Below are 12,994 nucleotides of genomic sequence, written 5' to 3'. Positions count from 1 at the left end.
TCGGACTAGCTTTGGAAATAAATTTTAACTTGTTCAATTAACGCTTTTGTTGCTTCACTTACATAACGCTCTACTCGATAAATAATTGATAAACTGCGGCTAGGTATGTCGTCCTGAATGTATACGATTTGCAAGGTAGGATCATTCATCTCTTTGATTAACGGATAAGGTTGTACAGTTACCCCTATATTTGCTCTAACAAGATTAATAATTGACGTTACTGAACTTGTCTCAAGAATGGAGTTTAATTGAAAGCCATGTTTTTTCACCGTCTCCTCCACTATTTCCCGCCCTAAATAACCTTCAGGATACATAATCAATGGAAGATCTTTTAATTCCCCTATTTTTATACTTTCTCGATTTGCCATCGGATGCTCCTTCGAAACAATTAACACATATTCCTCCAGACAAAGCGGAATCGTAACAAGCTGGTTATTTGGAAGAACGTTTATAGCAATACCAATATCGACCTCATTGTCAAGAACCTGTCGTACAATTTCGATAGATGACATAATCTTTAATTTAACTCTGGGAAACTTTTGGTGAAAATCGATGATGAGCTGAGTAATTCGATAATCTAAATCAGATGGCATTATCCCGATTCTTATTTGTCCTATTTGCATATCCTTTAAATCTTTAATGGAGTCTTTGACATTTTGTAAAGTACCTAATATTTCTGTTCCATAACTTATCAGTAGTGTGCCTGCCTCAGTAAGCACGATTTTTTTGCCAATTCGATCAAACAACGGTAACCCAATCTCATCCTCAAGTACACGTATTTGCTGACTTAGCGTCGGCTGTGAAATACCAAGTTTTTCAGCAGCTTTTGTAAAATGCAGCTCCTCACAAACAGCCATAAAGTAGTGAAGATGACGTATTTCCAATAGATCACGACCTATCATAGTTTTTACCTATCATTATAATAGTAATAATAGTATTGTACAATTATATACATTGTTATAGACTTCAAATTGTTATTATTATTAAGCTATAGATGGAGTTGAATAAACATGAAATTAAAACATAAGATTATACCAATTATTGCTGTAATTTTAGCTTCCTTTAATTTACGACCTGTGATAACTTCCGTTTCACCGTTGTTAGGAACTATTCGAGAGTCATTACAAATGAGTGCTGCTACTGCAAGTTTACTAACTTCATTAGCTGTACTATGCATGGGCTTATTTGCACCATTTGCCATAAAACTTGCTAATCGCTGGAGTATTGAACGGGCCATTGCCTACTCACTGATTCTTATTGGACTGGCAACAGCCGCAAGATTTTTTGCCTATTCTGCATGGGTGATGCTGCTTACAGCTCTTCTTTCAGGTATTGGTATCGCTATCGTAGGACCATTATTATCTGGCTATATTAAACAAAAATTCACGAATCCTTCTCGTGTAGTTGGTATATATTCGTTAGCATTGGTTGTAGGCGCTTCGCTTGGCTCAGGGCTTTCCATACCATTAAGTACTCTTTTCCATACATGGCAAGCGGCTGCTGCATCATGGGCTATTCTTGCTGTCATAGCTGTTTTCTTTTGGTGGAAACCAATTGACAAGAAGCCAGTTCCAACTACCTCAGACATTTCTAGTGCTGAAAATAATTTAAAGCAACTACTAACAAATCAAAAAGCTTGGCTATTAACTGGTTTTTTTGGCTTAATGGCTTTCATGTTTTATACAATTATGGCCTGGCTGCCGCCTATAGCAGAGGATATGGGCTATAGTAAACAAGAGGCTGGCATAATGTTAACACTATTAACGGTTGCACAAATGCCTGCAACATTTTTAGTACCGATTTTAAATAATCGTTTTCAGCATAGAGCCGTTTGGTTAGTAGGATGTTCGATGTTAGAATTAACCGGTCTATTAATGTTACTATTTGCCATTAACCCTTGGCTAAGTAGTATCCTTATTGGTATCGGTGCAGGTGGTTTATTCTCATTGGGATTAACATTACCAATTGATGAGGCCAAAAACATTAAGGAAGCAAGTATCTTGGCTGCTATGACACAATCGGTTGGCTTCGTATTTGCCGCTCTCGGTCCACTATTTGTTGGTCTTATACGAGATTTCACAGGCAGTTTTACAGCAGCCATTATTGGCATGATGGTTATCGTCATTGCCATGATACTTATTCAAATAAAAATCGGTAATCAGAGGGCTAAAGATACTTCGAGAGAGACGGCTACTGCACCATAAATCAATTTCGCCTTGGCGTAATTGCGTCCAGATTTTTTTGAGCTCTCTCTAAAAGCTCATCAAATTCCGTGACATCCGCCGAGGTCAACAGGCGTTTATGCGCCTGCTGAAAAGGAAAAAAACTGCATGCATCTTGCCATTCTATAGAGGTGGTAGTAGATAAAAAAAGACGATTTTATCCAAAGTAGAAAAAATCGTCGAACGTGGATCTGTAGCCCATTTCGCAGATCATTCCATTTATCATTTTTTAGATTCTAATATTAACGAGGTTCAATTAAAGGACTTCTTCTTAGAGAGCCTAGGATCTGTGTTTGAGCATGATCTTTTGCATGGTACAAGCTATCTTCTTACATTAGAAAATTATTTTATTAATCATATGAATATTAGTGAGACAGCAAAGGAAATGTTTATTCATCGCAACACATTAATTTACCGTATCGAAAAAATTAAAGAAATTTTAAAAACTGATTTAAAAAACTATGAAGAACTTTTACAAATCCAACTAGCCTTAAGAATTTATCGATTACTTGGAAAGTCTTTATATCATGATAAGTTCACAGACTAACATAGTGGATGTCATGCAAAAATCAAAAGGTGATGATTTGGACGCTCATCACCTTTTATTGTTTGCAGCTTCATTGCAATTCATTTCATATTCAGTTCATAAACACATGCTATAGTAAAGCCATGAAACAATGAAGGAGGCTTATTTCTTTGCAGGAAACATCAAAAGATACTACTAAAAAACAAGATTGGCGACGTTTTATACAATTAGTAAAACGGGCTGAACCACCTATTTGGCTGCTAGTTATTTCCTTAATTATGAGTTTAGCTACAACGGGCGTAGGCTTTATCGTCCCATTATTTACAAAACAATTAGTGGATGGCTTTTCATTAGAATCCCTTGATTATTGGCAAATCATTTTGCTTGGTATTGCCTTTATTGCACAGGCTATTGCTAGCGGATTATCCATTTATTATTTAAATCGTGTTGGGCACCATGTTGTGGCAAAATTACGAGATCAACTTTGGCGCAAGCTGTTACATTTACCAATCCCCTATTATGATGAACACGATACCGGTGAAACATTAAGCCGTGTTACTAATGACACAGCAGTCGTGAAGGAGCTTATTACGGAGCATCTAGCAAACTGTTTATCTGGTGTTATTTCCATCATCGGTTCTATCATTATCCTCTTATTCTTAGATTGGAAAATGACGATGGTGATGCTAATCGCTGTTCCACTTGCGATGGTTATTCTAATGCTGCTTGGAAGACGTATGTTTGTGATCTCAAAGGGTATGCAGGATGAGACAGCGAAGTTTACTTCCGTGTTAAATCAAGTTTTACCTGAAACACGCTTAGTTAAGGCATCTAATGCGGAGCAAATTGAATATGAGCGTGGAAAAAAGGGCATTACGAATCTCTTTACATTTGGCTTAAAAGAAGCAAAAATTCATGCGCTTATTTCGCCACTAATTTCATTTGTACTAATGTCAGTACTTGTAGCTATTATTGGCTATGGAGGTGTTCGTGTTTCCTCTGGGGAACTGACTGCTGGCGATATGGTAGCATTTATTTTATATTTAATCCAAATCATTATGCCTATGACGCAATTAACAATGTTCTTTACGCAACTTCAAAAGGCTATGGGGGCTACGGAACGAATTAGCGAGTTACTTGAACACAAAGAAGAACATATTGAAGACGGCTTAACAGTAGAAAAAGTAGATCAACCGATTTATGTTAAAAATGTCGACTTTTCTTATGGTGAGGAACCGATTTTGTCCAATATTAACTTTACAATTGAGCCAGGCAAAGTAACGGCCATCGTTGGACCAAGTGGTGGTGGGAAAACAACAACATTTTCTCTATTAGAGCGATATTACCAGCCAACTGGCGGTAGCATCACATTAGGAGATATACCAATTGAAACCTTCTCACTCCACTCTTGGCGCAGTCAAATCGGCTATGTGGCGCAGGAAAGTGCCCTGCTATCAGGAACTATTCGTGAAAATATTTGCTATGGCATTGAGCGTGAAGTGCTGGATTATGAGCTAGAAAGAGTGGCTAAAATGGCCTATGCTGATCAGTTTATAAATGATCTTCCAGATAAATTTGATACAGAGGTTGGAGAACGAGGAATCAAGCTTTCAGGTGGGCAGCGTCAGCGTATTTCCATTGCAAGAGCACTATTACGGAACCCGCAGATTTTAATGCTTGATGAAGCAACATCGAGTTTAGATAGTAAGTCAGAGATTTATGTACAAAAAGCGTTAGATAATTTAATGCAAGGCCGCACAACATTAGTCATTGCTCACCGTCTATCAACAGTTGTAGATGCCGATCAAATATTGTTTATAGAGAAAGGGCATATTACAGGCTGCGGTACACACGAAACACTCTTTGAGACACATGAGATGTATCGTGAGTTTGCGAAGCAGCAATTACGAATTAAAGAGGATTAACGAAGGGATATGTTTAGATGACAAAACTATTAGTGGTGGATGATGATGCGCATATTCGAGAATTAGTAAAAGTATTTTTACAAAATGAAGGTTTAGAAGTTATAGAAGCTACGGACGGTGTCGATGCACTGTCCAAGTTAGCCTCTGAAAAAGTGGATATGGTTGTGATGGACATTATGATGCCTAACATGGATGGCTGGACATTATGTGAGGAAATACGGTCATTCAATACAGATCTCCCTATCCTCATGCTCACTGCTAAAGGAGAAACCTCCCAAAAGGTCAAGGGCTTTCATCTTGGCACAGATGACTATCTCGTGAAGCCGTTTGAGCCTGCCGAGCTGATTGTTCGAGTAAAGTCGATATTGAAAAGGTATCGCATATCCCTCTCTCAGATTGTAGAAGCTGGCAATGTCAAACTCAATCGCCAGACGCATGAAGTCGATATGAACGGAGAGATTATTATACTTCGGTTAAAAGAGTTTGAGCTATTATTTACGTTGGCAAGCTATGCAGGTAAAACATTTTCACGCGAACAATTAATCGAAGAAATTTGGGGCTATGACTATGAGGGAGATGAACGAACAGTCGATGTCCATATTAAAAGAATACGCGAACGTTTTCCACAAGAAATGAGTGGCTTTGCCATTCGCACCATTCGTGGTCTTGGCTATCGCTTGGAACTGGAATCATGAGAAAGCGAAGATTCTTTTTAAGATTGGCAATGGTCTTTTGTCTGTTCCTCATTGCGAATACTGTATTTGCTTTTATGTCCTTTCACACAACTACATGGCTCTATGGTCGGTTAGGGTTAGCGCCTCATGGTTTTTGGCTACAATTAGGAACGGTAATTGGTGTATTTGTGCTCTTTGCCTGTTCAGCCGCTATTATTTTTTTAATAGGGCTTAATCGACAACGCAATTACTGGGATACCATTGTTGATGCATTAAGACAAATGGCCAAAGGTGATTTTAATATCCAATTAGATTTAAAAGGAGATGAAGAGGACCAATTTGGCCAATTAATACATGGTATCAATCATATGGCTGTTGAATTAGGTGAGCTTGAAAGAATGCGTCAAGAATTTATTTCAAATGTCTCCCATGAAATTCAATCACCTTTAACATCTATTAATGGCTTTGCGAAAGCTCTTAAAAATATTAATCTGCCTGAAGAAAAGCGTCAGCACTACTTAGAAATTATTGAATTAGAAAGTAATCGTTTATCAAAAATAAGTGATAATTTGCTTAAACTTACTTCCCTAGAATCACAGCATCATCCATTTGAGGCAAAAAATTATAGACTTGATAAACAATTACGCAATGTTGTACTGGCACTTGAGCCTAATTGGATACTCAAACAACTCGACTTTGATCTTCAACTTGAAAACATAAGCATTACAGCAGATGAGGATTTGATGAATCAAGTATGGATGAATTTGCTAACGAATAGCATTAAATTTACGCCTGTCTGCGGTACAATTACTTTGTCTATGACGCAGCAGCTTGATACAATCACAGTTATAGTTCAAGATACGGGCATTGGTCTATCCGAAGAACAGCAAATGCATATTTTTGAGCGATTTTATAAGGCTGATCAATCACGAACAATTGCAAATGGCGGCAGCGGCTTAGGATTAGCCATCGTCAAAAAAATTATTGAGATGCATCATGGAACCATTGCTGTAGAGAGCAAGCTAACTGAATTTACATCCTTTATCATTACATTGCCTATCGATAGTATACAAACTCGTGCAAACGACTAAGACCGTCTGCACGAGATAATTCTATTAGTAAGCAACCTTTCTAAAATATCGATACACTTTGTTAAGCTTTTGCTGTTGCTTCCCCTTTTTACTCTCCATATTACCAAACTCAAAAAATTTCACTTTCTTCATCCCTACATACTTAAACAAAGCTCTTTTCATTAAAATTTTATGGGCATTATTCAACCATAAGAAAGGATAATTCGTTGGTCCCTTCATCGTAGACACACAGACAACTGACTTCCCTTTTAAGAGTCCTATAGGGAATAATCCCTTTGTATCCCGATAAGCAAAATTTGAAGCAAATAATTGATCAATATAGCCCAGCAGCATGGCTGGAGGTCTCCCCCACCAAATTGGATAGACAAAGACGATTTGATCTGCCCATGTAAGCTGTTGTCGGTATTTATCTAATTTCGGATCGCGGTGCATATCACGACGTCGTTTATCCTCATGGAATACTAATCGTGGATCGAATTCTTCCTCATATAAATCTAGTATTTGTATTTCTTCTATTGCAGGATTCTCCTGACATCCCTTTTTAACCTCCTGAAAAAAAGCATAATTTAAACTTTTATGATTTGGATATGTATAGACAATTAACGTTTTCATTATGTGCCCCCTATTACTTATCATTTGATAACAAAATAATAATCCATTTAATTTTTGTTGTCAAATGATAATTGTTTTAAGACAAGTTATTTGTTATCTTGACAATAAGAGGTGATCCAATTGGATAAAAGCAGTTTATTTCATCAATTCGTGACGTTTACAGCCACTGTCCACCAAGTGACTCATGATCTCACTCAAAATGTGACAGTTGCCAATATAACACCGCTTCAATATAAAATTCTAGAATATATTAAAGTAAGCCAGCCCGTCACACCGACCGAAATAAGTGAATGTCAGCATATGTCCTTGCCCAACACAAGTCGTGAACTACGAAAATTACAAGAACAACATCTAATTGAAAAATTTAACGATACGGAGGACAGAAGAAAGCAGTATATTCGCTTGTCCGGTGAAGGAGATAAAATGATGGACGAAGCCTTTGCCTGTATCGAAGAACGCTTTTTACAGCTTATTCAACATGCGTCAAAGGATGATTTAAAGGACATTCAACATGCCCTAGACATCCTCGATCAAAAGGTTTTTCAACAAAAGGACTAAGAATATGCTGCTTTAGATAGTTAGATTTTAGTAACTATTGAAGTAGTTGTGATTTTTTTCTCATTGAAGTGCTATTTCCAAAACTGAGCTGATTATTTCTTTACTTTTTTGTGATCATTTTCAGGACTAAAGCGATCACTTCGATCACTTCCTTACACTAGGTGAGCATTTCTTGGACTGAGCTGAGCATTTCTTAAAGTGATCAATTAACGAAATCGCTCATTCCCTTAATCAATATATTCGCTCGATAATTAATATTTTCACTAAACTTGCCCCATAAATTCGTAACCCATTGGCTTTTTCTTTAATAGTATATTGGTGTATAGAAGGAGGAGACTCAAGTGGAAGTAGTAGTATTTGATAGGAAGTGGATGGAGGAGCATTTAGAGACACTTCCATTTTGGCAACAATCAGCCTATACGGACTTTGCTGCCACAATTGCTGATGAAGCGAATACTTTTCCATGTGTACCTGCAAGGATGGGTTTTTTATCGAACCATCTGCGCTATAGTTTTGTCGGGGATCCACGGGAGGAACAATCAATCAAGAAATTAGCACAATGCTTAAAGGAATATGCGAAATTCTCGCAAACATATGGGAAATACACAACCCTCGCAGTTTTCTTTCATACCCCGAACGATATGCTTAACCATTTTAAAGTCACGGATTATCAACAATTATTTTGGACCATTTTAAACAATTTAACTAAAATTGATGATATCGAGTGGCCTGAGGAAATTCCAACTGATCCAACTCACACTGAATGGGAATTTTGTTTTAACGGTGATCCCTATTTTATCTCGTGTGCAACGCCCGCCCACAAATTACGTAGGAGTCGCCATTTTTCTACGTTGTTAATGGCAATTCAACCTCGCTGGATATTTGAAGAAATTAACGACACTACTGCATTCGGTCAAAAATTAAAAAAACTAGTTCGCCAACGTATTGTTGACTATGATGCGCTTCCAGGACATCCTGATTTAAAATGGTACGGACAAGAGGATAGTTACGAATGGAAGCAATATTTTTTAAGTGATGACAATCATAGTCCATCCAAATGTCCTTTTTCGCGGATGTCACAGAATAACATACATTAAGTCTCGTTTTTTTCCCTTTTCACAACAATCCAGGTCGCAATGCCTATTAGGACCATAAAGAGCAGGCTCACGAAAAAACCGAGCCTGCTCGTTTTTTCTCCCAATGTGCCAGACACCGTTATAGCGATGAGTAACATCCCCATACTATTTTTCACATGCTCCCATTTGGATAACTCCATGAGCTTCATATACGTCACTAAAATAAAGAGCCAGTTGTAGATCAGCATTAGACCAGCAGCTGTAACCATATATTCAAAAATCTTTTCTGGCATAAGAAAGCCAATCACAATTGTTATCACTAAACCACCCGCTAAAAATAAAAATGCAGGAAATGGTACTTTCCTTTTCCCTTTCTTCGCTAGTATTTTAGGGGCATCATGATCTTCTGCAAGTGTAACGAGAATTGTAATAACCGCATATAGCGAAGCAACCATTGTTGAAAAGCCAGCAATAATTAAAACACCATTAAAAACATCTGTCACAAAGGGTATATGATAACCCTGTAGAGCCGTAATAAAAGGGCTCTTCTCAAGATTAAAATCTTTCCAGGAGACCAGTACCAATGCAAGTGCAATGGCCATTATAAAAATAATTGTGATAACAATCAGCATGATTCTTCCTGCTTTTGGTGCCTCTTTAGGATTTTTTAAATCGATGACCATTAACCCCATCACTTCAATGCCTCCATAGGCGTAAAAGGCATACAGTAGTCCAAGCCAAATTCCTTTTATACCTTGTGAGAAAAATTCTTCGTAATTCGAATACAGTGAATCAAGTGTTGACGATTGCGAGCCTTTCACGATAATTATTGCAGCTACGATAATAAACATGATAATCGCCGCTGCCTTTAATGCCCCAAAGATATTTTGAAAGTTTTCAAAGCCCTTCATACCAGTTAAAATAACAACTAGCGCTAATGCAGCATAAATAGACGCAGCCACCCATAATGGCAAAGCAGGAAACCAAAACTTCGTAAAAATACCTAGTGCCATCAATTGGCTCCCCATTATGAGAATCTCGGATATCAAATAAACCCAGCCATTACTAAATCCTGCCCATCTACCAAATGCTTGCTTGGCATAGGTACGAAACGAGCCTTTATCAGGGTTAGCAACAGACATTTTTACTAATGCATCATACACAATGTAAGTACAAATTGCTGCTAATAAAAAAGGAATTAACACAGCTGGTCCACTTTTATGAATGGCCATACTTGTCCCAAGAAAAAAACCTGTTCCCAGTGTACAACCTATACCGAGAAGCGAAAGCTGCCACCAAGACAACCTTCCTTTACTTGTTTTAGCTGTCATTTTAATCAACCCTTTTTGCTTACTTTCTTACCAACGGCAGTGTCATGCAACGAATGCCTCCACCACCCTTTTCAAGCTCCGTGACTTCAACTTCAAGCAATTTCTTTTTTTGCAGTAGCGGATGCATCATCAATTGCTGTTTCGTTGCTTGCTTACTAATCAATAATGTTTCCGGATCAATATTCACAAAATTAATGTCAGGAATTGTTTTATATTTTTCAAGCCAATATACGTCGAAGCCATGTCTTTGTAAAAATTGTTCTACCATGTCAAAACGACTGCTTTGAGCTGTGAACACCTGCACTGGAAAATAACGTACAAAACTTTTAGCAATCACCAAATTAGCGTTCGCTACATTACAGTTCATATCTAAATGAAGCGTATCATTTCCTTTTGGCAAATCAATAACGGCAATTTCTGAAAATCCTTCTTGAAAGATGCTAGCCTTAATACTTTCGACAGCCTCTAATGTCGTTCTCATACCAAGATTAATGAGCACAGCATCCTTATTTAAAATCATCATATCTCCACACTCGAATGGATGAAGAGGCTGCGACTTACTCATAAATTGTTCTGGAAACCACTTTGCTAAAAGTGAATGTGCAAGTGGATACTCTGGACATCTTAACGAGCTCCCTGCATTTCCAGGTAATATTTTATTGCCAAAGACACAGGCAAGATCGCGCACAAAATAACGATTAATAAGTTGCTCACTTAACAAGTGTTGTTCATTGGCTAGTTCTTTGGCATAATCTATAACTTTTACACCTGCATGTTCAAACGTTTCCTTCAATTCCATAAAGTTATCTATTGCTTTTTTATGGCTAACAGCCGCACTCCAACCAACGTTCTCAGCTATTGTTATATCTGTTACATCTAAAATTGAAGGTGCACAAAGCATAACAACCTTTAATTCCTCATGCTCTGACCAGCAATTCACTTGATATGAATCCATCATATTCTCCCCTTCTCCATAACGATCTCTGTTAGCGTTACCATCGTGATTCAGATTATACAAATGCAAATAAAAGAAGGATTTCTTTATTATTTAGATAATTAATACAAAGATATAAATAATAACAGAAATGAGTGTTACCATGGAATACTATCAATTTTTACGACAATATGTAGGACATCAACCTATTATTTTACCTGGTTCAGCTGTCATCATTCTTAATAATGCAAACGAAGTATTATTGCAAAAAAGATACGAAGGAGGGTGGGGACTTCCAGGTGGTTTGATGGAATTAGGAGAAAGCTTAGAAGATACCGCTAAAAGAGAAGTGCTAGAAGAAACAGGATTGACTATTACAAACCTACAGTTACTAGGCATTTTTTCAGGGCCAGATTATTATATTAAAATGTCTAACGGGGATGAATTTTACTCCGTTACGGCCATCTACTATACAAAAAATGTAAAAGGCGATTTAGTGATTAATTATCATGAATCAGAGACAATGCAGTACTATTCATTAATAGATTTACCAGATGGATTAACAGCTATAAATCGGAGGTTTATTGAGTCGTATGTATCACAAATACTTTAGAGAGAAAACCACCAAGTTCTCTCTCTAAGCTACTGTTACGTAAAATACTCTAATTTCGCTTGAGGAAAGAATTTTTGCATATAGCCATACAAATGTTCCTTAATATCTTCCTCTTCTTCTTTTTGATAAATATATTTACCAATCCCATATTTGCCCCATTTATATCGTCTCACTGTCTCATCGAGCTCTAGCTTTGTCATGGGATAATTTTTTTCAATCACACGTTTAGCTGGCTTTGTAAAACGATGCTGAATAAACTCAAACGTTATATCCTCTCGTACCTCCTTTGGCAGTTCAGCATCCAATCGCTCAAACATATGATAATAGCCCTCCTGCCATCCATCATGAAGATAGATGGGGGCGACGATAAAGCCAAGCGGGTATCCGGCCCTTGCCACTTTCCCAGCTGCCTCAATCCGTTTTATTAACGGGGATGTACCTGGCTCAAAATGCTTAATGACATAATCGGCATTTACACTAAAACGAAACCTTGTCTTCCCATTATGCTTCGCGTCCAATAAATGATCCACATGATGGAACTTCGTCACAAATCGTAATTGACCTAATTCATTTTGACCAAAATGCTCGATGGCTCGCTTCAACGTGTGTGTTAGATGATCAATTCCTACAATATCAGAGGTACAGGATGCCTCAAAGCGTGTGATGTCAGGTGCTCGTTCTGCCATATAATGATCAGCCTGCTCCAGAATTTCATCGACATTCACATAGGTACGTATATAAGGTTTACTGCCCATCGTTGTTTGTAAATAACAATAATGACAATGCCCCATACAGCCAGTTGCAAATGGAATTGCATATTCAGCTGAGGGCTTAGAAGTATCAAATTTTAAGGTTTTCCGAATCCCTACGACTAATGTAGATTTGGCTACCCGATACTTTTGAAAATCATTATCTCCTGGGAGATCTCTCACTTGATTGTGCGAAGTTGTATAACGAACTTCGATACCCATCTGCTCAAACTTTGCCTTTAGCTCCTGACCTAGTGGATATTGAAGTGCATCTGGTTCAAAATAGACGAGCTGAGGGATAAATGGTTTATTCATGATATTCTCTCCCTTAATGAAAATACTGATGATAGGCCTGCTCAGCCGCCATCTCACTTGAAAAAATCAATGTATCATTTGTTATTGGATAATACGTTTCAAATAAAAAAAGGGCTAGCTCCTCTGGTTGTTCTGGATGATAAACCACGGCGGCTTCCTGTATATTCGCTACATCCTGAATATGAGGATTACGATAAAAAATATAAACGATATCACCGACATTGTATTGTTGCTGCATCTCTTCACCTTCCTCCGTCTTTCCATTAGTTTGGTGAAAATGTAAGAGGATTATGTTTATCTTATAAAATTCTTTTTTAGCTTCTGAAAAACGAGAAAAAAGTGAGCCCCTATTTTCAATAAAAGGCTCA

The 12,994-nt window shown here is 37.6% G+C and carries 13 protein-coding genes and 1 pseudogene; 8 read left to right on the top strand and 6 right to left on the bottom strand.

The annotated features are described in order from the left end of the window. Positions 1-5 precede the first annotated feature (5 nt). The gene (locus AC3WOM_RS03125; protein ID WP_492444904.1) at positions 6-884 is read right to left on the bottom strand and encodes a LysR family transcriptional regulator; all 879 of its coding nucleotides are present in this window, start codon (positions 882-884) and stop codon (positions 6-8) included. 126 nt (positions 885-1,010) lie between these two features. Between AC3WOM_RS03125 and AC3WOM_RS03120 the strand changes: the two genes are divergently transcribed. The 5 genes and pseudogenes from AC3WOM_RS03120 (at position 1,011) to AC3WOM_RS03100 (ending at position 6,438) form a co-directional block, all read left to right on the top strand. After that, positions 1,011-2,204, top strand: coding sequence for an MFS transporter (locus tag AC3WOM_RS03120; protein ID WP_492444902.1), 1,194 nt, complete (start codon positions 1,011-1,013; stop codon positions 2,202-2,204). Between the two features lie 196 nt (positions 2,205-2,400). Continuing rightward, a pseudogene (locus tag AC3WOM_RS03115) lies at positions 2,401-2,769 on the top strand (helix-turn-helix domain-containing protein); the annotation flags it as partial. 149 nt (positions 2,770-2,918) lie between these two features. Next, entirely contained in the window at positions 2,919-4,673 is a 1,755-nt protein-coding gene (locus AC3WOM_RS03110; protein ID WP_427546880.1) for an ABC transporter ATP-binding protein, read from the top strand. 17 nt (positions 4,674-4,690) lie between these two features. Continuing rightward, positions 4,691-5,368, top strand: a complete 678-nt coding sequence (locus AC3WOM_RS03105) for a response regulator transcription factor (protein WP_427546877.1) — start codon at positions 4,691-4,693, stop codon at positions 5,366-5,368. Next, a complete protein-coding gene (locus AC3WOM_RS03100; protein ID WP_492444899.1) occupies positions 5,365-6,438 on the top strand; it encodes a sensor histidine kinase in 1,074 nt (357 codons plus the stop codon). The genes AC3WOM_RS03105 and AC3WOM_RS03100 overlap by 4 nt, the downstream gene beginning before the upstream one ends. 24 nt (positions 6,439-6,462) lie before the next feature. On the opposite strand, the gene AC3WOM_RS03095 is transcribed toward AC3WOM_RS03100, so the two are convergent. Further along, positions 6,463-7,050 carry an NAD(P)H-dependent oxidoreductase gene (locus AC3WOM_RS03095; RefSeq protein WP_492444897.1) on the bottom strand — a complete coding sequence of 196 codons (588 nt, stop codon included), beginning with the start codon at positions 7,048-7,050 and terminating at the stop codon, positions 6,463-6,465. Between the two features lie 120 nt (positions 7,051-7,170). Here AC3WOM_RS03095 and AC3WOM_RS03090 point away from each other — a divergent pair, with 120 nt between their 5' ends. Continuing rightward, a complete protein-coding gene (locus AC3WOM_RS03090) occupies positions 7,171-7,608 on the top strand; it encodes a MarR family winged helix-turn-helix transcriptional regulator (RefSeq protein ID WP_492444895.1) in 438 nt (145 codons plus the stop codon). Positions 7,609-7,949: 341 nt separating this feature from the next. After that, positions 7,950-8,705 (top strand): YqcI/YcgG family protein, encoded by a 756-nt coding sequence (locus tag AC3WOM_RS03085; protein WP_492444893.1) that lies wholly within the window; start codon positions 7,950-7,952, stop codon positions 8,703-8,705. Here the strand turns inward: AC3WOM_RS03085 and AC3WOM_RS03080 are convergent. Then, positions 8,702-10,015 (bottom strand): amino acid permease, encoded by a 1,314-nt coding sequence (locus AC3WOM_RS03080; RefSeq protein WP_492444892.1) that lies wholly within the window; start codon positions 10,013-10,015, stop codon positions 8,702-8,704. The two genes, AC3WOM_RS03085 and AC3WOM_RS03080, sit on opposite strands and share 4 nt — an antisense overlap. 19 nt (positions 10,016-10,034) lie before the next feature. Further along, positions 10,035-10,973 carry an arginine deiminase family protein gene (locus AC3WOM_RS03075; RefSeq protein ID WP_492444890.1) on the bottom strand — a complete coding sequence of 313 codons (939 nt, stop codon included), beginning with the start codon at positions 10,971-10,973 and terminating at the stop codon, positions 10,035-10,037. A 139-nt stretch (positions 10,974-11,112) separates the two neighbouring features. Here AC3WOM_RS03075 and AC3WOM_RS03070 point away from each other — a divergent pair, with 139 nt between their 5' ends. Then, entirely contained in the window at positions 11,113-11,562 is a 450-nt protein-coding gene (locus tag AC3WOM_RS03070; RefSeq protein ID WP_427546858.1) for an NUDIX hydrolase, read from the top strand. A gap of 35 nt (positions 11,563-11,597) precedes the next feature. On the opposite strand, the gene splB is transcribed toward AC3WOM_RS03070, so the two are convergent. After that, complete coding sequence (gene splB, locus AC3WOM_RS03065) at positions 11,598-12,626, bottom strand: spore photoproduct lyase (RefSeq protein WP_492444889.1); 1,029 nt, start codon at positions 12,624-12,626, stop codon at positions 11,598-11,600. Between the two features lie 13 nt (positions 12,627-12,639). Beyond that, a complete protein-coding gene (locus AC3WOM_RS03060; RefSeq protein ID WP_427546852.1) occupies positions 12,640-12,864 on the bottom strand; it encodes a transcriptional regulator SplA domain-containing protein in 225 nt (74 codons plus the stop codon). Between the last annotated feature and the right edge of the window lie 130 nt (positions 12,865-12,994).

The sequence above is a fragment of the Lysinibacillus sp. FW301-JW8 genome (genome assembly GCF_058788755.1).
This window is presented reverse-complemented; position numbering and strand designations above follow the sequence as displayed.